General features: G+C 65.7%; 13 protein-coding genes and 4 tRNA genes. 6 read left to right on the top strand and 11 right to left on the bottom strand.

Going from position 1 to position 20320, the window contains the following annotated elements; genetic code table 11:
- Positions 1-15 precede the first annotated feature (15 nt).
- Together ACIBI6_RS36025 and ACIBI6_RS36030 are read left to right on the top strand one after the other, a co-directional pair.
- The gene (locus tag ACIBI6_RS36025) at positions 16-597 is read left to right on the top strand and encodes a GNAT family N-acetyltransferase (RefSeq protein WP_364347065.1); all 582 of its coding nucleotides are present in this window, start codon (positions 16-18) and stop codon (positions 595-597) included.
- A gap of 81 nt (positions 598-678) precedes the next feature.
- On the top strand, positions 679-1230 hold the full coding sequence (locus tag ACIBI6_RS36030; RefSeq protein WP_396959419.1) for a class I SAM-dependent methyltransferase: 552 nt from the start codon (positions 679-681) through the stop codon (positions 1228-1230).
- 38 nt (positions 1231-1268) lie between these two features.
- Here ACIBI6_RS36030 and ACIBI6_RS36035 read toward each other — a convergent pair whose 3' ends face one another.
- From ACIBI6_RS36035 to ACIBI6_RS36050, 4 genes are all read right to left on the bottom strand, one after another.
- Positions 1269-2411, bottom strand: coding sequence for a 3-deoxy-7-phosphoheptulonate synthase (locus tag ACIBI6_RS36035; RefSeq protein WP_396959421.1), 1143 nt, complete (start codon positions 2409-2411; stop codon positions 1269-1271).
- A gap of 221 nt (positions 2412-2632) precedes the next feature.
- The gene (locus ACIBI6_RS36040; RefSeq protein WP_364347061.1) at positions 2633-3103 is read right to left on the bottom strand and encodes a carboxymuconolactone decarboxylase family protein; all 471 of its coding nucleotides are present in this window, start codon (positions 3101-3103) and stop codon (positions 2633-2635) included.
- Between the two features lie 171 nt (positions 3104-3274).
- Entirely contained in the window at positions 3275-4153 is an 879-nt protein-coding gene (locus ACIBI6_RS36045) for an oxidoreductase (RefSeq protein ID WP_364347059.1), read from the bottom strand.
- A gap of 25 nt (positions 4154-4178) precedes the next feature.
- The gene (locus ACIBI6_RS36050) at positions 4179-7673 is read right to left on the bottom strand and encodes an amino acid adenylation domain-containing protein (protein ID WP_396959424.1); all 3495 of its coding nucleotides are present in this window, start codon (positions 7671-7673) and stop codon (positions 4179-4181) included.
- Positions 7674-7813: 140 nt separating this feature from the next.
- Between ACIBI6_RS36050 and ACIBI6_RS36055 the strand changes: the two genes are divergently transcribed.
- The gene (locus ACIBI6_RS36055; RefSeq protein ID WP_396959426.1) at positions 7814-9433 is read left to right on the top strand and encodes a (2,3-dihydroxybenzoyl)adenylate synthase; all 1620 of its coding nucleotides are present in this window, start codon (positions 7814-7816) and stop codon (positions 9431-9433) included.
- A 119-nt stretch (positions 9434-9552) separates the two neighbouring features.
- Here the strand turns inward: ACIBI6_RS36055 and ACIBI6_RS36060 are convergent, their stop codons facing one another.
- A complete protein-coding gene (locus ACIBI6_RS36060) occupies positions 9553-10863 on the bottom strand; it encodes a salicylate synthase (RefSeq protein WP_396959428.1) in 1311 nt (436 codons plus the stop codon).
- Between the two features lie 92 nt (positions 10864-10955).
- Positions 10956-11720 carry a DUF2127 domain-containing protein gene (locus ACIBI6_RS36065; protein WP_364347050.1) on the bottom strand — a complete coding sequence of 255 codons (765 nt, stop codon included), beginning with the start codon at positions 11718-11720 and terminating at the stop codon, positions 10956-10958.
- Between the two features lie 121 nt (positions 11721-11841).
- Here ACIBI6_RS36065 and ACIBI6_RS36070 point away from each other — a divergent pair, with 121 nt between their 5' ends.
- Both ACIBI6_RS36070 and ACIBI6_RS36075 read left to right on the top strand, forming a co-directional pair.
- Positions 11842-14298 (top strand): glycerol-3-phosphate 1-O-acyltransferase, encoded by a 2457-nt coding sequence (locus tag ACIBI6_RS36070; RefSeq protein ID WP_364347048.1) that lies wholly within the window; start codon positions 11842-11844, stop codon positions 14296-14298.
- On the top strand, positions 14298-15752 hold the full coding sequence (locus tag ACIBI6_RS36075; RefSeq protein ID WP_396959431.1) for an HAD-IB family hydrolase: 1455 nt from the start codon (positions 14298-14300) through the stop codon (positions 15750-15752). The genes ACIBI6_RS36070 and ACIBI6_RS36075 overlap by 1 nt, the downstream gene beginning before the upstream one ends.
- Before the next feature lie 219 nt (positions 15753-15971).
- On the opposite strand, the gene ACIBI6_RS36080 is transcribed toward ACIBI6_RS36075, so the two are convergent.
- From ACIBI6_RS36080 to ACIBI6_RS36100, 5 genes are all read right to left on the bottom strand, one after another.
- Positions 15972-16691 (bottom strand): polyprenol monophosphomannose synthase, encoded by a 720-nt coding sequence (locus ACIBI6_RS36080; RefSeq protein ID WP_364347044.1) that lies wholly within the window; start codon positions 16689-16691, stop codon positions 15972-15974.
- 1000 nt (positions 16692-17691) lie between these two features.
- A tRNA-Phe gene (locus ACIBI6_RS36085) sits at positions 17692-17765 on the bottom strand.
- A gap of 59 nt (positions 17766-17824) precedes the next feature.
- Positions 17825-17898, bottom strand: a tRNA-Asp gene (locus tag ACIBI6_RS36090).
- 29 nt (positions 17899-17927) lie between these two features.
- A tRNA-Glu gene (locus tag ACIBI6_RS36095) sits at positions 17928-18000 on the bottom strand.
- Positions 18001-18093: 93 nt separating this feature from the next.
- Positions 18094-18759 carry a TetR/AcrR family transcriptional regulator gene (locus ACIBI6_RS36100; protein WP_364347042.1) on the bottom strand — a complete coding sequence of 222 codons (666 nt, stop codon included), beginning with the start codon at positions 18757-18759 and terminating at the stop codon, positions 18094-18096.
- Positions 18760-19609: 850 nt separating this feature from the next.
- Between ACIBI6_RS36100 and ACIBI6_RS36105 the strand changes: the two genes are divergently transcribed.
- A tRNA-Lys gene (locus ACIBI6_RS36105) sits at positions 19610-19682 on the top strand.
- Positions 19683-20320 lie beyond the last annotated feature (638 nt).

Below are 20320 nucleotides of genomic sequence, written 5' to 3' on the forward strand. Positions count from 1 at the left end.
TGACACCATGCTCATATGGAGGATCATCCGCTATCGGACACAACCATCTGGTTGTCGCGGCCGACCGAGGCCGATATCGACGATATCGTCGCATGCTGCCAGGAGCCCAGCATTGCCGAGTGGGTGACGATTCCGGTGCCGTATCACCGCAAGAATGCCGAATCCTTCCTCGACGATATGGTCGCGCCGGGCTGGGCCACCCGCAGCCCGATCTGGGCGCTGCGCACGCGCGCCGATGGGCCGGTCGTCGGCATGATCGATCTCAACGCGCGCGACGAGTCGGCATCGGAGATCGGTTTCTGGTTGGCCTCCGCGCAACGCGGACGCGGACTGATGTCGCGTGCGGTCGCCCTGGTGTGCGAATTCGGTTTCCAGCCCGCAGGATTGGGGCTGAGCCGGATCAGCTGGCGCGCCTTCGTCGGCAATCACGCCTCGGCCGCGGTGGTCCGCCGCAATGGTTTTCGCTACGAGGGCATGGCGCGACTCGGCAGCATGCAGCGCGGCAGCCGCCGCGATACCTGGCTGGCCGGACGACTGGCGACAGACCCGCCCGGCCCGGCACCCGATTGGCCGACCGGGATATTCGGCATCGCGTAGCGATTCGATGAGGGTGGCGGTCGGGAGACGAGTGGGCCCGAACCGCCGACCGGCGCGGCGCAACAGTCGTAGATTACGAATATGGCGGCCGATGCCCGATTCGAGTGGATCGCCGAAACCATGCACCTGCGGCCCGACGACCGGATCCTGGAGATCGGTCCCGGCTCCAGCGACTCGATCGCGTACCTGGCCGCACGGCTGGACGGCGGTCGGATCGTCGGCGTGGACCGTTCCCCGACGGCCATCGCCCGTGCGGCAAAACGCCATGCCGCACTGATCAAATGCGGCAAGGTCCACCTGTTGCACGCCGGATTGGAACAGCTCGACCGGGCCCGGGTACTCGCCGAAATCGGACCGGCCTGCGGCTTCGACAAGATTGTCGCCGTCAACGTGAATCTGTTCTGGACCAAGCGGCCCACCGCCGAACTAGCACTGATACGGCAGGTCCTCGCGCCCGACGGCACACTGTTTCTGTTCTACGGATACGGACAGCCGGGCGGACCTTCCAGCGCCGGTCCCAAGCCCGCGCCCGGACATCTCATCGATTATCTGGCCACCGCGGGCTTCGACGGCGCCACCGTCTGCTCCGGCGGTATCCTCGGCGTTGTCGCGAAACCGCGCCGAAATCCGTAGCCGCGCCCCGGCTTTCACCGGGGCGACAGGCTCGGGTATCAGCGATCGCGGCGCCGCTGCACCGCGTCGGCGAGGCGATCGAGCTGGGCGGCCGTGGTCTCCCAATCGATGCAGGCATCGGTGATGGACTGACCGTAGGTCAAGGCGTCGGCGTGCCCGAGGGTCAGATCCTGGCGGCCCGCGACGAGGAAGCTCTCCAACATCACCCCGACCACCCCCGGCTCACCGGCGGCCAACCGGCCCGCGATATCGGTGACCACATCGACCTGCTTGTTGTGATCCTTATTGCTGTTGCCGTGGCTGGCATCCACCACGATCCGCTGCGGAAGCGATGCCTTCTCCAAGCGCATGCAGGCCTCGCGGACCGAGGCGGCGTCGTAGTTCGGGCCGGTGCTGCCGCCCCGCAGGATCACATGGCAGTCCGGATTTCCGGTGGTGCGGATCAGCGCCGAGCGGCCGTCCAGATCTGTGCCGGGGAATACGTGGCTGGCCGCGGCGGCCCGCACACCGTCGACGGCCACCTGCACATCGCCGTCGGTGCCGTTCTTGATCCCGACCGGCATGGACAGTGCGCTGCTGAGCTGGCGGTGCACCTGGCTGGCCGCGGTGCGCGCGCCGATGGCGCCGTAGGAGACCAGATCCGCGATGTACTGCGGGGTGATCGGGTCGAGGAATTCACAGGCCACCGGCAGGCCGAGAGCGGTGATATCGACCAGTACCTTGCGGCCGATGCCGAGGCCGGTATTGACGTCGAAGGAGCCGTCCAGGTGCGGATCGTTGATCAGACCCTTCCAGCCCAGGGTGGTGCGCGGCTTCTCGAAGTACACCCGCATCACGACGTGCAGCCGATCGTCCAGCTCGGCCGCCTTGGCGGCTAAGCGACGTGCGTAATCCAGCGCGGCGGCCGGATCATGGACCGAACACGGTCCGACGATCACCATCAGCCGATCGTCGGCACCATCGAGCACGTCGACGGTGGCTTTGCGACCGGCTCGGACCACATCGGCCAGGGCATCGGTGATCCGGTGCACCTGACGCACCTCGGCCGGTGAGCGCAACGGGCTCACACTCAGCGTGCGTTGGTCGTCCAAACCGAACAGCATCGCGGAGCGATTCGATGAGGGGTGGTGGTCGGGCGACGGGTGGGCATGCCGCGCGTCGGCGTCGGCTGCGGTAGTCATCGTTTGTGGGTTCCTTTACTTCAAGGCCGACCCACGGAGGTGAAACCCGTCGAGCCGGTCAATCATCCGGCTCGGGGTGGAGGTGAGGTCAGCGCAAATGGTTGCCGCAGACCGACCCACCCGGGGCCGGCTTGCTAAACCAGAAATAGACGCGCTGCACGACGGTGACTGTACCAGGGACTATCCCGAGGTAACCGCAGGGCCGATTTTCGTGCCGCAGCTCACCCCAACTGACCGGGGACGTAACCACCGGCCGGGGTGCGGACGATCACATTCATCCGGTTCCACGCGTTGATCGTGGCGATGGCCGCGATGAGCGCCGCGGTCTGATCGTCGTCGTAGTGCTTGCGCACCTGCTCCCAGGTCTCGTCGCTGACGCCGCGGCCGTCACCGATGCGGGTGGCCTCTTCGGTGAGGGCGAGAGCGGCACGCTCGGCCTCGGTGAAGACGGTGGCCTCGTGCCATGCGGCGACGAGGTTGAGTCGCACGGCGGTCTCACCCGCGTGCGCGGCATCCTTGGTGTGCATATCGACGCACATGCCGCAGCCGTTGATCTGGCTGGCGCGGATCTTGACCAGCTCGTAGGTGGCGGCGGGCAGGGACGATCCGTCGACGACCTTGCCCGCGGTGATGAGGCGCTTGACGTAGCTGCCGGCGACCGGGTTGGCGTAGAGGTTGAAGCGCTGTTCCATGATCTCTGCCTTTCCATTCGGTTGGGTTCACAGAGAGGACGACGCGGCCCATCCGAGTGTGACATCCCCGAATGTGACCCACATCACGAGACCGCAGCCTGGGGCACTTGAATGACGACACCCTGGTCAGTAGAGGTCGAACCGAGTCGACCTGCGCCACAATGGATTCGGCTACTTGCCGAATGCGTAGACAACGCCGGTCAGCTTCTCCGACAGCTCCCACAGGCCGCGCGCGACCTGCTCGTCCTTGGATGCCGCGGTGGAACCGGACAGCCCCGGGTAGCCGCGCATGGCGCCCCATCCGTCGGGACCATAGAACGCGCCCGGCTCGACCTGCTCGGTAGCCGCGTAGATCTCCGGCAACGCACCCATTTCGGCGCTTTGGGCCAACAGCCGGTTGCCCAGCGCCATGACCGTGTCCAGGATGGATTCGGTGTGCGACTGCAGTTCCGTTGCGGCATAACCGGGATGCGCGGCCACCGAAATCTTCGACGAACCCGCCGCGGTCAACCTGCGCTGCAGCTCATAAGCGAACATCAGGTTGGCCAACTTCGCCTGACCGTAGGCCGACCAGCGCTGGTACTTGCGGCGCTCCCAGTTCAGATCGTCCAGATCGATCTTGCCGGCCCGGTGCGCACTGCTCGAGACCGTAACCACCCGGTCCGAGATCTTTTCCAGCAGCAGCCCGGTCAGCGCGAAGTGACCGAGATGGTTTGTGCCGACTTGCATTTCGAAGCCGTCGGCGGTCCGTCGCTGCGGCACCGCCATTACGCCCGCGTTATTGATCAGTACGTCGGCCCGGTCGACCGCATCGGCGAACGCACGCACCGAGGCCAGATCCGCGAGATCGAGTTCGCGCACCTCGGCCCGCGCACCGATCTCCCCTGCCACCTTCTCGCCCTTGGCCACATTCCGACAGGCCAGGACCACCTGCGCACCCGCCCCGGCCAGCGCACGCGCCGTCACCGCCCCCAGCCCGCTATTCGCGCCGGTGACGATGATCGTGCGGCCACTCTGATCGGGAATGTTCGAGGTATCCCAATGGCTCATGATCGCCAAGTCTAGTGTGCGCGGCTCACGCCTGGGCGAGGATCTCCTCGTCGGTCATGGCCAGCACCTCCAAGTACAACTCGGCGACGGCATCCAGGCGGTCGGGCGTACCGCGGCTGGTCTCCCGCTCCACCAGACGCCCCGCCAACCCGGCCACCGTCCGGCCGACCAGCAGATCGGCGACCAGCGCATGCTCCACCTCCAGCCATTCGCGGATCCTGGCGACGGCCGTGGTGGCCAGCACCGAGTCACCGCCCGCACCGAAGAAATCGTCGTGCACGCCGATGCGATCGGTACCGAGCACTTCGGCGACGATGGTGCCCAGCGCGGCCTCCAGCGGCGTGCGCGGGCCTACGTCCACCGCTTCGGCCGTATCGGGTTCCAACAGCGCAACCACCGCGCGCCGATCCAGCTTGCCGTTATCGGTCAACGGCATCTGCTCGAGGATCTCGATGCGAGTGGGAATCATGTAGCCGGGCAACAGATCTCGAACCGCGGTGACAATCGCCTCGACGGAGGCAACCTCGCCCGAGACCGCCGCGACCAACTTCGGCGCACCCGTGCCGACCACGGCGGCCACCGCGTGCCGCACACCCGGTGCGGTGCGCAGTCCGCTTTCCACCTCGCCCAATTCCACCCGGTAGCCGCGGATCTGCACCTGATGGTCGGCGCGACCGAGGAATTCGATGGTGCCGTCGGGCCAGTAGCGCGCCATATCACCGGTGCGGTACCAGCGCAGATCGTCGTGCACGACGAACCGTTGCGCGGTGCGCTCCGGATCGTTGCGATAACCGGCCGCGACATTCGCACCGCCGACCCAGAATTCGCCGGGCACCCAGTCCGGGCAGTCGCGGCCAGCCGAATTCACCACGCGGCAGCGCACATTGCGCAGCGGCACACCGAACGGGACGGTGGCCCAATACCCGGGTGGGTCGGCGACCTCGCAAATGGTGTTGTGGATGGAGGTTTCGGTGGCACCGCCCAATCCGGAGAACCGGCAGCCGGGCACCTGCTTCGCCAGCCGCCGCGCCAGATCCGCGCCGACCCAGTCGCCGCCGAGGGTGACCGCGCGCAACGAAGCGCCCAGGTGGTCCCCGCCGATCTCCAGGATCATATCGAGCATGCTCGGCACGCAGTTGAGGATCGAAACCCGGTGGTGGGCCAGCAATTCCACCCAACTGGTGGCCTCCTCGCGCTGCGCGGCCGACAGCGCGACGACCGAGCCGCCGACGGCGAACATGCCGAACATGTCGTAGACGGAAGCGTCGAATTCCAGCGCGGACAGTCCGAGTACCCGGTCGGTCGGGCCGACCTCGAACCACTCGTTCACCGCGTCGATGGTGTTCATCGCACCGCGGTGCGGCACATCGACGCCCTTCGGGACACCGGTTGAGCCGGAGGTGAACAGCACATAGGCGATCGACTCCGGATCCGGAAACACCGGCTCGGCCAATGGATTCGGATGGGTACGCGCCGCCCACAGCGGCAGACAGGTGATATCCGGGCGGCCCATATCGCCGCCGTCGACGGTTAGCGCGGCGACCACGTCGCCGGTGCGCAGGATCTCCGCGCGTCGCCCGACCGGTTGATCGAAACCGATGGGCACATACGCGGCACCCGCCGCGAGCACACCGAGTACGGCGAGGATCTGATCCGGTCCCTTCGGCAGCTGTACCGCGACGGTTTCGCCGGGCCGGACCCCGATCTCGCGTAGCGCGGCCGCGACCGAGAGCGCTTGTGCGGCCAGTTCGCCGTAGCTCCAGCCGCCGTCCACGCCGTCGCGCCGCCACAGCACCGCGGGTGCTTCGGGTGCGCTGCGGGCATGGTCGAAGAAACCCTGGTGCAGCGCTCGTCCGGAGACCGGGCCGTCGGTCGCGTTCACCGCGGCGCGCACGGCGGCCTGGGCGACCGGCAGCTGTACGGCGGCCTCGGCGCTCCAGCCCGCTTCGCCCGCTCCCAGCCTGCTGATGGCCTCGGTGTAGCTGGCGAACATGGCGTCGATCATGCCCGCGGGGAACGCCGATTCGCGCACGTCCCAGTTCAGCAGCAGCCCACCGCGCACCTCGGTGACCTGCGCGTCCAACAGCACCTGCGGGCCTTGCGAGATGATCCACACCGGCTCGCCGAACGTCTCGGTGACCGAGGCGGCGAACAACTCGCCCAGGTTGAGCGCGCTGGTGTAAACGATCGGCGCGAGCACCGGCTCGCCGCGCTGTCTGCCGAGATCGCGCAGCACTTCGAGTCCGGAATACGCGGTGTGTGCACCGCTTTCGTGCATCGCACGCTGCAGTGCCTTGGCCCGCTCGGCGACCGTCACGTTGTCGGTGACATCCACCTCCAGCATGATCGAGGAGGTGAAATCACCGATCACCCGGTCGATATCCGGATGCACCGGTTCCCGGTGGAACAGTGGCACATTCAGCAGGAAGCGGCTCTGCGCCGACCAGCCGCCGATGGTCTCGGCGAATACCGCGGCCAGTGCCATTGCCGGTGTAATGCCGCGGGTATGCGCGGCGGCGAGCAGCCGCTGCTTGGCTTCCGGCTCCAACCAGTGGTTGTAGCGGACGGTGCGATGCGGCTCGGCGCGTTCGCTGACCGGAATGGTCGGCAGTTCCGGTGCGCCGGGCAGCTCCGGCAGCCGATCGCGCCACCACTGCTTATCGCGTTCCCTGGCAACGGAATCCACCGTGCGCTCGGTGCGATAGCGGCGATAGCTGTAGCCCTGCGGCGGCACCGTGCCGCCGTGGTAGAGCTCAGCGAGGTCGGCGACGAGGACGCGATAGCTCATCGCGTCACCCGCGATCATGTCGACATCGAGATGCAGCCGGGTGCGACCGTCGGCAAGTAGGCTCAGTGTCACATCGAGCACCTGGCCGTCCTCGATGGACAGCCGCTGATGAGTCTTGCTGTCGCGCAATCGCTCGAGCTCGGCCGCAGCCGCCGCGGAAGTAAGCGCGCGTAGATCGACGACCGAGAACACGGGCCGACCCGGGTTGAGAATGGTCTGCTGGGTGCCGTCGGGAAGGAACCTGGTTCGCAGCATCGGATGCACCGCAACGAGATCCGTCACCGCCCCCGCCAATCGTTCGGGATCGACCTCGGCACCGTCGAATTCGACATACAGGTGTGCGGCGACACCGCCGAGATCCTGTTCCTCACAGCGACCAACCCAATAGGCGTGCTGCATCGCCCCCAACGGGAAGGGCGCGAATTCATCCTCGGGATCTACGTTTTCGACCCGTCCGGGTTGGACCGTCGTGACGGATTCGTCGACACCGAGCAACCGCGCCCACTCCGCGACCGACGGCGCCGCCGCCAACTGCGCGAAGTTGATCTCCAGCCCATACTTGCGCCAGCCGCCCGCCAACTTCATGGTGCGAATGGAGTCCAGTCCGAGCTGGATCAGATCATCGCCATCGGCGATCGTCTCGACGGGAACGTCGAGCTGCCTCGCGATGGCCGCGCGAATTTCGTCCCGGCTGATCCCCGCCCCGTCCCCCGGTCGCTGTGCTGGCTCCATCTGGCGCTGTCACTCCTTGGTCGCCGCCGCATCCGGCGGATCGAGACTGCTCGGCGGTAGCCTACCGCATTGAGATAGGGTTGCCTAACCTATGTTATGAGACCCTTAATCGGGCAGCAGATCTTCCAGTGAGGCAGACCGTGACTTCGACATCCACCTCGCCCACCCATCACGACGGCTACGTCCCCTTCCCCGCCACCGACGCCGCTACCTATCGCGCGGCCGGTTACTGGACCGGCCGCCCACTCGGCGACCTGCTGCGCGCGACCGCGACCCGGCACCCGCACCGCACCGCACTGCTCGATGCCGACAACGCGCGCACCTACGCGTGGGTGGATGCCGAAGCCGACCGAATGGCCCACGGATTGCTCGCACTCGGCATCGCGCCGGGCGATCGGGTGGTAGTACAACTGCCGAATGTGCCGGAGTTCCTGACGGTCCTGTTCGGATTGCTACGCGCCGGAATCATTCCGGTGCTGACCCTGCCCGCCCATCGCCGCGCCGAAATCGAGCATCTGGCCGGACTTTCCGAGGCTGTCGCGTACATCGCGGCGGACCGGCTCGGTGACTTCGACTACCGCGAACTGGCCGAAACTCTCCGTTCGGCCGTGCCCACCCTGCACCACGTTCTGATACTCGGCGATCCGGGAACCTTCACCGATCTGAATTCGATTCCCCGCGACGGTGGTTCACTGCCCGAAATCGATCCGAGCGATATCGCGCTGATGCTGGTCTCCGGCGGCACTACCGGCCTGCCGAAGCTCATCGCGCGCACCCACGACGACTACGTCTACAACGCCACCGCAAGCGCCGAGGTCTGCGGGCTGACCGAACACGACGTCTACCTCGCGACACTGCCCGCCGCACATAACTTCCCTCTCGCCTGCCCCGGCATCTTGGGCACCGTCTCGGTCGGCGCGGCCGTCACCTTCATCACCGATCCGAGCCCGGAAAGCGCCTTCGTCGCCATCGAACGACATCGCGTCACCGTCACCGCAGTCGTGCCGCCGCTGGCCCAACTCTGGTGCGCGGCAACCGAATGGGAGGACGCCGACCTCGGCTCACTTCGTCTACTCCAGGTCGGCGGCGCACGGCTGGCCGCGGTGAACGCCCGCGAGGTCGCGCCCGCGCTGGGCGTGCAATTGCAACAGGTCTTCGGTATGGCCGAGGGCCTGCTCAACTACACCCGCCTCGACGACAGCGCCGATATCGTCTGCACCACCCAGGGCCGTCCGCTCTCGCCTGCCGACGAGGTGCGGGTCGTGGATGCCGAGGGCAACGATGTCGCTCCGGGCGAAGAGGGCGAACTGCTCGCCAAGGGGCCCTACACAATCCGCGGCTACTACCGCGCGCCCGAACACAACGCCCGCGCCTTCACCACCGACGGCTACTACTGCTCCGGCGATCTCGTGCGCCGACTGCCGAGCGGCCATCTGATCGTCTCCGGCCGTATCAAGGACGTCATCAACCGCGGCGGCGAGAACATCTCCTGCGATGAACTCGAGGAACATCTGCTCGCCCACCCGTCGGTCCGGCATGCGGCAGCCGTCGGCTTCCCCGATGCCGCGCTGGGTGAAAAGGTCTGCGCCGTCCTGGTTGTCGACGGTGAGATGCCGACCTTGGCCGAGCTGAAGTCCTTCCTCACCGACCGTGGCCTGGCGACCTACAAACTCCCGGACCTGCTCCGCCAGGCCGACGAACTGCCGATCACCGCCGTCGGCAAGATCGATAAGAAGGCCTTACGCACCAGCCGAGGCTGACCGGAACGGTCGGGGGTGGCGCGAGTCCGATATCGCCACCCCCGATCCGAACCCCGGATAACCGGGTTGCCCCAGCAGATGATTCGGAACGGGGGCCGACCTTGATGGGTCTGAATTTGCTAGGCCTTGACCACGTAGGGCGCGACACTGCCCAGCTTTTCGCAGGTCTCCTCGAATTCGCGCTCCGGCCGCGACTGCCCGACAATGCCCGCACCGGCCCGCAGCCACGCACCCTGGGTGGTCTGGTACACCGCCCGCAGCACCAGCGCCGCCTCCATCGCACCGCTCGGCGAAATCGTCACCACGGCACCGGAATACAGACCACGCGGCGCACCGTCGAGACGGAATACCGAATCGACACCCGCACGCTTCGGAATACCGGACGCTGTAACCGACGGGAACAAAACCTCCAGCGCATCCCAACTGGAACGATCTGCCGCGAGCCGCCCGCGCACCGTCGAGGCCAGGTGCTGCACGCTGCCACGTTCGCGAACCGCCATGAAATCGGAGACCGCGGGCGTGCCGGGATCGGCCACCTCGGTGATCTCGGCGAAGGAGGTCTGCACCGAAATCGCGTGCTCCACGATTTCTTTGGGATCGGTGATGAGCTCAGCGCGAGCCGCCATATCGATCGCTTCGCCGAGTCCGAAGGCGCGTGTACCGGCGAGCGGCTCGGTGGTGACCACCCGATCCTCGTCGACGGAGGCGACCAACTCGGGACTGAATCCGGCGGCCTCGAGTCCACCGAGGCGAAGCAGGAACGAGCGCGCCGGAGTGTTGTTGGCGCGGCCGAGCCGATAACTGGCCGGGACATCCACCGCGAACGGCAGATCGACCTTCCTGGACAGGATGACCTTCTGATAGCGGCCGGAACGGATTTCCGCGACCGCCTCGGCGACCCGATCGCGATATCCGGTCGGATCGAGATGCACGTCGACCGGATGCGCCTGCGGCAGTTCGGTTTCCTGGGATGCGGCGATGAGATCGCGAATGTCATTGGCCTCGGTCGGTGTCGCCCCGGAAATCCGGACGCCGAACTCGCCGACACGCACCTCGATGCGCGGAATCATCAGATGGGCCAGTGCGGTACGCGGATGCAGATGCCGCGTCGCATCCAATGCCCATGCGCAGAATTCGAATCCGATCCAGCCGTAGGCCAGGCGCCCGCCGAGCGGCAGCGTGGCGAGCGCGTTGTCGACGACGCGTGCCGGGCTGCCCTTCCAGACACTGGTGGCGCCGCGCCCATCCCAGGACACGCGTAGTTCGTTGGCGTCGAGTTCGACGCTGCCGAGCGGATCCGCGGCGAATACCCATTCGCCGGGCCGTTCGTACATCACGTATTCGCCGAAGCGCTCGGCCGCCGCCAGCCGGGACATCGCTGCCGCCGGATCGGTCACATACTCAACGCGCGAGCGCTCCGTGGTCGACAACGATCCTCCAAGGTTATGCTGACCTAACTCAGAAAAGTAAGGTTAGCATTACCTGCATAGGTCGCTACTGTGCTCCAGACCACAGCGAACGGCTACTCCCCGGGCACTGCGACCGCCGACCGCTCGACGCTCAGCAAACTCTCCGTGCTGTGCTCTGCGTGGTACGCGGCCCCGCCACCCCGCACTCCGAACAACCGCTTGCTGTAGACCAGCCAGACCACCGCGACGATATTGATCAGCAGCGCCCCGATGCGCAGCACGGTGATCTTCTCGGTCAGCTCGTAGATCTCCAACGGCAGGAAGATGCTGGTCGCGACCACAGCAAAATACTCACCCCAGCGCTTCACCAACCACAGCCCGACCGCCTCGATCGCCTGCAGCGCCGCATAGGCGAGGATGCCGATGGCCACCCACAGCAAAGTGGTATTCGACAGCGAGAACGCGTCATCGATCAGATGCACGATCTTGGATCGGTCGATATCCCAGCCGATCTGATCGGCCAGCGGCCGCAGCAGCGGCAGTTCCTGGTCGAAGGCCGCCCGCATATCCTCGCGCGAGGACTGGAATTTGAAGACGGCGAGCGCGGCGACCACCAACAGCAAACCTCGCACCAACCGCTCGATCGCCAATGCCCGCATCAGCCAGCGGTCCCGCAGCAGTCGTCCGCGCGGCACCTCCGGCGCATGGTCGGCGGGTCCGGAGCCCACCGGTTCGCCGGGCACGAAAGTGCCACAGCGCAGACACCGCCACGCGACACCGGCCACCGTCTGAACATGCAGCCGCTCCGCCAGATCCTGCTCGTCCGGCGCATAGGTGTAATGGCCGTGCCAGCCGCACGCGCGTAACGCCCAATCCATGCGCGCAGCCTAGTTCGCGATCACGATCGCGCGCGATCGCAAACGCCGTGTCGGGGCCTGATGCCCAACTCGCCCGCCGGAGTTCCTGCGCGGAATCCACTGGCGGGCTTCAATAGGAGTCATGATCGATCATCGCGGGGATTCGCCCGCTCCGGCTCGAGCGGCAGCACCCGACTCCGTGGTGGCACTGATCGATGCGGGCTCCCGCGTGGAACGCGAACTCGTCGGCGCCTGGCTGGCCGAGGGCGGCGTCGAACACGAACTCGGCGTCGACGCACCCATTACCCAGTTGGATCTGGATGCGGATGCGATCGGCGATCGACTCGTCGGACGGCGCGACGATCCGCTGGTCGTGCCGATCCGGGTGCTGTGGCTGCCGGCGGAACGCGACGGGGTCCGCCGCATCACCTTCGCCGACTTGGCCCTGCTGACCAATCCGCGCAAGCCGAACCGGTTCGCGCAACGCCGGTTGATCGGCAAATCACCGGACCGTCACGTGGTGCTCACCGGCCAGCCAGCACTGCTCAGCGAACTGCGCGCCAATAACCCGGAGGCGGCGGCGCTGCTCATGAAGGGCTCCGCCGAGCCGTTCGCCCGCGCTATCGTGCGCGCCGCGGTCGTCGCTCTGGAACGCGCTGAACGTTCCATCATCGGCGACCGGTACAAGGTGCCGCGGCTGGTGGCCGAGGAGATCCTCGACTCCCCCGAGTTCCTGCGCAGGCTCGAACTCATCGCCGATCAGCTCGGCATGAGTCCGCATGAGGTGTACCGACGGGCGGAGAAGGCGCTGAACGAGCTCGTCGCCGCCCAGAGCCGGTTGGTCTCGGATCTGTTCACCCAGGCAATGCGCCCGATCCATGCCTCGACCTGGAAGGTCGACTCCGACGACTCCGGCCTGGACGGGTTGCGCGCGTTGAACCGGAACCATCCCCTGGTCTTCCTGCCCTCGCACCGGTCCTATGTCGATGCGTTGGTCCTCGGTGACGTGCTGGCCCGCAATGACTTTCCACCGAATCATGTGATCGGCGGCGCGAATCTGAGCTTCTGGCCGATGGGGCCGATCGCCCGCCGCACCGGCGCGGTCTTCATCCGGCGCAGCTTCGGTGACGACGACGTCTACAAGGCGGTGGTCGAGGAGTACTTCGCCTACCTGCTGGCCAAGCGATTCAATATGGAGTGGTACTTCGAGGGCGGCCGCACCCGCACCGGCAAGCTACGCCCGCCGCGCTACGGATTGCTGAATTACCTTGCCGCCGCGGTCCGTTCGAATCGGATCGACGATGTCATGCTCGTCCCGGTCTCGATCACCTATGAGCGCCTGAACGAACTCGGCGCCATCGCCACCGAACAGGTCGGCGGGAAGAAGAAGCCCGAGGGGCTGGCCTGGCTGGCGCGTTATGTACGCAGCCAACAGCATTCGGCCGGACACGTCTATGTGCGATTCGGCGAACCGCTCTCGGCACGCGATCGCCTTGCCGCATACGGGGATCCGCTCACCCCGCCGCCGACGATCATCCCGCTGCACCGCACCGAAGCGGCGGGCACCGCGCCGAACAATGTCGCCGAGTCGGCGCAGGTCGCCGAACTGGAGCGAAAGGCCGTACAGCGGTTGGCCTTCGAGGTCGCCGTCGGTATCAATACGGTCACCCCGGTCACGGTCAACGCGCTGGTCACGTTGGCGCTACTGGGTGTGCACGAGCGTGCGCTCACCCTCGGCGAAGTGCGTACCGTGCTGGCGCCCGTGCTGCGGTACATCGAACAGCGCGGGTTGCCGAGCGGCGAGCTGGCGGCGTTGCGCGACGAGCAGAGTCTCGCGGTGGTACTCGAGCAATTGTCGCTGGCCAGGGTCGTGACGGTGTATCGCGGCGGGCTGGAACCGGTGTACTCGATCGAATCGGGTGCGCATCTGGAGGCCGCGTTCTATCGCAATAGCGCGGTGCACTGGTTCATCAACCGCGCCATACTCGAATTGTCCATCCTGTGCGCCTTGGAAATGCAGGCGCCGGATCAACTGCGGGCGGGCTGGGACGAGGCCTTCCGACTGCGCGATCTGCTGAAGTTCGAATTCTTCTTCCCGGAGCGGGCCGAGTTCTCGGCGCAGATGACCGCGGAAATGCTACTGGTGGACCCGGATTGGCACCAACACACCGCGGCGGACACCCTCGGCGAGGATATTCTGCACAAACTCACCGCATCCGGATTCATGATGGCCCATCGCGCGTTGCGCGCGTTCGTCGACGCGCAACTCGTCGTGGCCGAGCGGCTCGAGGCCCGCGACAGCGCCGAGGAGATCGATCGCAAGGAGTTCATCGACGAATGCGTCGCCGTCGGTAGGCAGATGCTGCTGCAGCAGCGACTGCACAGTCCGGAATCGGTCTCCACCGAATTGTTCTCCAGCGCACTCAAACTCGCGGATAACCACGGGTTGTTGGCCCACGTGAGTCACGACTCGGCCAAGCCGAGGGCCGAATTGGTCCGGCGCAGAAAAGAATTCGCCGGCCAGCTGCGCATCATCGCAACCCGCATCTCCCAGGCCGCCGCACTCGACCCGTCCAATATTTCGGTACGGGGCGCCTGATGGCTGAACAGAGCCCCGCGGTCCCAACGGATCTCGCGGCGGCCATCGCCGCGATTCGATCCGGGCCGCAGGGCCCGCAGGTGGCCGCGGTCTTCGACTTCGCCACTGTTGTGGATGGTTTCGGGCGGTCGTCGCTGTGGCGGCGGACATTTCGGAGCAATAAGGGCGCAACCGCCGCAGACACCCTGCTCGACAGCATCCGCAACCAACTCACCGATGGCGAATACAGCCGGTTCCTCCAGCAGGCGATGCGGACACTGGCCGCCCAACCGGAAGCCGAGCTGGACGAGTTGGGCACGCGGCTGTTCCGGAAAAAGATCTACGGGCATCTGTATCCCGAAGCGTGGCAGCTGATCCGGACGCACGAGGCAGCCGGACACACCGTTGTGCTCGCCACCGCACTCACCCGATTCCAGGTCGAACCCGCCGCGGCCGAACTCGGTATCGAGCACGTGCTGTACACGCGGATGGCGACAACCGACGGTGTGCTCACCGGTTACGCAGACGGAAAGACCCTGTGGCGCAATGGCAAGGCCGACGCGGTTCGCGAATTCGCCGCAGCGCATGTGTTGGATATCACCCACAGCTATGTCTACGCCGACAGCATCGCCGATCTGCCGCTGCTCTCGGTGGTCGGACATCCGGTGACGGTGAATCCCGATCGCCAGCTCGGCACCGCCGCCGTCGAACAGAATTGGCCCGTACTGAGGTTCCGTCCGCGCCGACCACCGCGCGCGATCGACTATCTGCGCACCGTCGCCGGATTCGCCGGACTACTGGCCGGGGCATTGTTCGGTGTGCTGAGCAAGTCGTATACGCGCCAGCGCCGGAAGATGGCCGATGCGCTGATGGCCTACGGAACCGGTGCGACGCTCGGCACAACCGGTATCCGGCTGCGCGTGAGCGGTGCGGAAAACGCCCGCGCGCCACGGCCCGCCGTCTTCCTGTTCAACCATCAGAGCCAGTTCGACGTGATCATCGTGCCCAAGGTGCTCGCAGGCGGGGTCACCGGAATCGGCAAGAAGGAGCTGACGAAGAATCCGATCTTCGGTCCGCTGATGCGGTTCGTCGGGGTGACCTTCATCGACCGTGCGAACACCACGCAGGCCAAGGCGGCGCTCGCGCCGGTGGTGCATACGCTGCGCGGCGGGCTGTCGATCGCGGTCTCACCCGAAGGCACCCGGTCGTATACGCCGAGAATCGGCCCGTTCAAGAAGGGGGCCTTCCATATCGCGATTCAGGCCGGGGTGCCGGTGATCCCGGTGGTGATCCGCAATGCTGGTGAAGTCAACTGGCGCAACTCGATGGTCGCGCGCAAGGGCACCGTCGATGTGGCCATACTCGACCCGATCGACGTCAGCAGCTGGGACCCCAGCGATATGGACGACAATGTCGAAGCCGTTCGTCAGCTGTACACCGACACCCTGCTGAACTGGCCACAGCCGGACCGCTGATGTCGCCGCCGGGCGCCTTCACCGTGCACCCCCGTATACCGCGGTACTCCGTACACAGATGTCCGGCAGGCGATCGGGTGCCCGATATTTGGCGGACGGGTGCCCGGTTGGAGTGCGGATGCCCGGTTGGAGTGCGGATGCCCGGTTGGAGTGCGGATGCCCGACTGGAGTACGGATGCCCGACTGGAGTGCGGATGCCCGGTCATCGTCGGGAATGTGTCAGACCGAGCGGCCGAACAGTAGCTTCCACGGCATAAGGGCGGATTCCAGCTGGACCTTGAGGCTCATCTTCGAGGCGCCGAGGGTGCGCTCCTCGAACCGGATGGGCACCTCCGCGATCGTGATGCCCTTCTTGACGGTCCGATAGTTCATCTCGACCTGAAACGAGTATCCGTTGCTGCGGATCGAGGCCACGTCGATGGCGCGCAGCGTGTCAGCCTTCCACGCCTTGAATCCGGCGGTCGCGTCCTTCACGCTCAGACGCAGGATCAGGTTCACGTAGAAGTTGGCCCACGCGGACAGCGCCTTGCGGTACCACTTCCACTCCTCGGCGGTCGACCCGCCGGGCACGTAGCGGGAGCCGAGCACGACACCGGCATCGGTGGTGCTCAGCTTCTCCAGCATGGCCGGAATGACCTCGGCCGGATGTGACAGGTCGGCGTCCATCTGGATCACCACATCGGCGCCCTCGTCCAATGCCCGGGTGATCCCGGCCACGTAGGCGCGGCCTAATCCGTCCTTTTCGGTGCGGTGCAGTACGCCCACGACATTCGGCAGCTCAACCGCCAGCTTGTCGGCGATCTCACCGGTCCCGTCCGGCGAATTGTCATCCACCACGAGCACATGCAGATCGGGCACCAGCAGCGCCGTCAGCCGCTCCACCGCAACCGGCAGATTCTCCCGCTCGTTGTAGGTCGGCACAACAACGGTAACCCTCAAGGGTCGCCCTCCCTGCTCACCTGTTCCAGCCCGCAGACCCACGACAGGACCCGGAGCACTCGTCTGATTGCCAAGAACCGTACTTGATCGAACTGAAGACCACCTGAGCGCCCGCACGCTCCCGCCATCACCCGAATACCCGCGACCTGCCGACTACCTCGCAAATCACCGCACCCACCCCGCCGAGTATCCCCGGATCCGCACCGAAATCAGTTGCCGCACACCACCCCTGACGCCGGCTCACTTATCGCCATGGCGCCAATCCCGGTCCCGAGCATCTTCCCGGGCATTGCGCGCATGCACGATCTCCAACGCCCGCTCAGCAGTGGTCTGATCCGGATACGGCCCCATCCGATCCCGAAACCAACACTGCTTCCCACTCTCGGCCCGCTGATGCTTCAAGCAGTAATACCACTTCTCCGCCATCCCCCCAGCATCCCACCACCATGATCACCAAGCCCCCAATTTCCGCCCCAATGCCTGAGATCCGCTCCTTCTCCGGATCCGCCTCCTGTGGGCACGAGAGATCGCCGCACCCGAGAAAGCACACCCGGTAACCCGACGGAAAACACCACACGCGAGCAACGACCGCCCGGGCAGACCCCCCTCGAAACAACTCACCTGAGAAGCGATCACGCCCACAGGACGCACATCGACCGACAACGACACCTGGGCAGCACCACACCGAGACAAGCTCACACCAAGAAACGACCACGCCCACAGGACGCACACCGACCAGCGGCACTGGACAGCGCCACAGCCGAAACAAGGTCATGCCGTGAAAGCGGCCACGACCACAGGACGCCACTTCTACGAGAGGCCGAACTCGAGTAGCGCAACACCGGAAAACGGCCACAGCCAAGCCACGGCACACCAGGACGGACTTGGGGTTCGCGGGGCGAGAGGCCGCCGAGCGGGGCGTGAGGATCGCACCCCACAAAACACTGAACCCGCAGACTCGGCGCGCGCTTTCTGCGCGCAGAGTCCGCGGGTCTGCGGGTGGCCAGGGCCGGGATCGAACCGGCGACCTTCCGCTTTTCAGGCGGACGCTCGTACCAACTGAGCTACCTGGCCGCAGGCACCCGTGGTGAATGCCATACGCGAAACGCCGGATTGCTCCGGCGCTTATTTTGCGACCCTGACGGGACTCGAACCCGCGACCTCCGCCGTGACAGGGCGGCGCGCTAACCAACTGCGCCACAGGGCCTTGCGTTGCTTCCAACGATCCGAAGACCGTACCCCCTACGGGATTCGAACCCGCGCTACCGCCTTGAAAGGGCGGCGTCCTAGGCCGCTAGACGAAGGGGGCTCGCCCCGGATTTCTCCGGACCGGCTTCAACGGGTGTCCGTTGGGAGCTGGGATAGCTTATGACAGATCGGCCGCGTTTCCCAAATCGGCTGTTCAGGCTCCCAAACCGAGCTCTTCGAGTCGGGCCTGTGCGCGCCAGCCGTCGTTGCGGAACTTCTCGGCCCATTCCGGGGTGGCCATCGCCTCGACCACGACCTCGAGCGCCTCCTGGAACCGGGTCCGCAGATCGACCCCGTTGCCGAGGATATCGATCAGATAGCGCTGGCCGGCCAGGGCCGCGGAAATGGTGCGGGTGAAGCGGTCCGGGTCGGCGTCGGCGCGCAGCTGCCCCTGATCGATGGCTCGGACCGCGAGCGCTCTGGTGGCGCGGCCGAGTATCCGACCGCCGCCGGTCTGCACATCGCGATAGAAGTCCGGTTCGATGATCAATCGGAATTCGGCCTGCACGATGATGTCGTGCTCGAGTCGCAATGCCACCTCGTCGACCATCCCGTGCAGGACGTCGAGTGGACCGAGATCCGTTCTGGCAAGCCAACGCTCGGCCGAGGTGCGGTATCGGTCGACCGCGGTCTCGAGTACCGCGCGCGCGAGATCTTCCTTGGAATCGAAATGAAAGTACATAGCGCCCTTGGTGGCGCGTGAACCTTCCAAAATGCGGTTGAGCGATGCAGCGGCATAGCCGCTCTTCCCGAACTCAACGGCGGCGGACCTGATTATCGCCGCGCGTGTCCGGCGGGCCCGCTCTTGCTGCCGTGCCATGCTCGAAACGCCTCCGAAGCCTACTCGTCGCCAAATCGGTGCCCCAAAAGAACGGACCATTGGCGCGAAGTTATGAGTTTTATCAATACTTCAAACCGGGATTTCGCCCCGTTTCAAACTTTCGGTACGAAAACTTGCGAAAATCCTGAAACACACCAGCTGGTATAGTTTTCTTGCCCAGGTGCGCCGCAGGGGGTGCGCACCTGGGCATTACTTCGTCTCGGATCTGCCTCCCCCGGCGTCGACTCGTAGGAAGTCGCGTTCGGTCGTACCGGCCGCGACACGTTCGGGCACACCAACGATAAGCCGAATTCCGGATCGCCGGGTAAGTCGACGATTCTTCCGTAATTCACCAAGGCGTCACGGTACCCGGAAACACCATCCGACACGCGGCAAACCGTAGACTCCAGCGGCCCAAACACACGGATATCTGTTACGGCAAACTTCACGCAATCGAGCAAAGTGATGCCTCGGATTTCCGAATTCGACAGCGACGCAGCATTGTTCATCCGAGCCGACCAGCGGCCCGGTCACCACGGCGCCGACCGCGCGACACCGGCCAGCCGCCTCGCTGCGTCCCCCCGAGCACTGACCCTACACCTCCCGCAAATCCAAAGAGATTGGTACGCAACATGATTGGATGGTAGCCCGGCACGGTAGGAATGAACAAAGCTGGGTACCAAATGTTTACCGGCAGCATCGCTGCCCGCGGGCATCGTGTTACCCGGCGCGCCAGCGCGACTCGGCCCCGGCACCCGACAACCCCGAGCGAACCGAAGCAAGCTTCCGACCGACGCGCCCCGCCCCCGGTTACTCGATCCGCGCCGGGCCCACTACACTGTCCATCCGCGCCCCTATAGCTCAGTTGGTAGAGCTACGGACTTTTAATCCGCAGGTCGTAGGTTCGAGCCCTACTGGGGGCACCTTGTCAGGCGTCCGGTTTCCATACCGGACGCCTGAGTCATTTCCGGTCCTTCCGAACTCGCGACCCGCATCGGCTGCGGCCATGAAACATCACATTCCAGCGCTGGCTTTCTGATACCGCGAACGCGACCCCGCCCACCGGGTATCCCTCGGCAACAAGTGACTTCCCTCGCTGATTTGCTCTCGAGGTTCCCATCGGACAGATCGCCGACAAATCGACCAAGCCAGCACCACGAATGCGCTGAAGGCGGCATTGCCGACATTCCTCGGCGGATTACCGGCCCGGTCGTGCGGCCTCGACGGTCGGCGCGCTGGATCAACGCTCGGCCCGATGGAGAGCACCGGCGGCAACGATCTGGTCGCCAAGTTTCCGCCGGCTCGATCGCGATGGCCTATCCGGTGAGCAGTGGCGCACACCACAGACGCAGTTCGGCGGCGGCAGCGCGGACATACTCGGCGGTCTGCTCGGCGGCAGCGGCAAGAGTCCAGGTGGCATCGACGGCGCGATCGGAGAAGCGTTGGCCGAGAGCGCAGGTGGTGCACTCCGGAATCGCCTCGACGGACTCTTCGGCGACGAGCGCTGAACGATCGCGATGGCGATACCTGCGGCTTTGTGCGTTACAGCACGTTGGGCTAA

Source organism: Nocardia sp. NPDC050412 (assembly GCF_044458825.1).
In the GTDB taxonomy this organism is placed as follows: Bacteria; Actinomycetota; Actinomycetes; order Mycobacteriales; family Mycobacteriaceae; genus Nocardia.

Excerpts from the sequence above, each read along its gene's own strand:
- ACIBI6_RS36045 (WP_364347059.1), bottom strand. The coding sequence starts at position 4,153 with ATGAGCCATTGGGATACCTCGAACATTCCCGATCAGAGTGGCCGCACG.
- ACIBI6_RS36035 (WP_396959421.1), bottom strand. The coding sequence starts at position 2,411 with ATGACTACCGCAGCCGACGCCGACGCGCGGCATGCCCACCCGTCGCCC.
- ACIBI6_RS36050 (WP_396959424.1), bottom strand. The coding sequence starts at position 7,673 with ATGGAGCCAGCACAGCGACCGGGGGACGGGGCGGGGATCAGCCGGGAC.
- ACIBI6_RS36075 (WP_396959431.1), top strand. The coding sequence starts at position 14,298 with ATGGCTGAACAGAGCCCCGCGGTCCCAACGGATCTCGCGGCGGCCATC.
- ACIBI6_RS36030 (WP_396959419.1), top strand. The coding sequence starts at position 679 with ATGGCGGCCGATGCCCGATTCGAGTGGATCGCCGAAACCATGCACCTG.
- ACIBI6_RS36100 (WP_364347042.1), bottom strand. The coding sequence starts at position 18,759 with ATGGCACGGCAGCAAGAGCGGGCCCGCCGGACACGCGCGGCGATAATC.
- ACIBI6_RS36065 (WP_364347050.1), bottom strand. The coding sequence starts at position 11,720 with ATGGATTGGGCGTTACGCGCGTGCGGCTGGCACGGCCATTACACCTAT.
- ACIBI6_RS36025 (WP_364347065.1), top strand. The coding sequence starts at position 16 with ATGGAGGATCATCCGCTATCGGACACAACCATCTGGTTGTCGCGGCCG.
- ACIBI6_RS36040 (WP_364347061.1), bottom strand. The coding sequence starts at position 3,103 with ATGGAACAGCGCTTCAACCTCTACGCCAACCCGGTCGCCGGCAGCTAC.
- ACIBI6_RS36070 (WP_364347048.1), top strand. The coding sequence starts at position 11,842 with ATGATCGATCATCGCGGGGATTCGCCCGCTCCGGCTCGAGCGGCAGCA.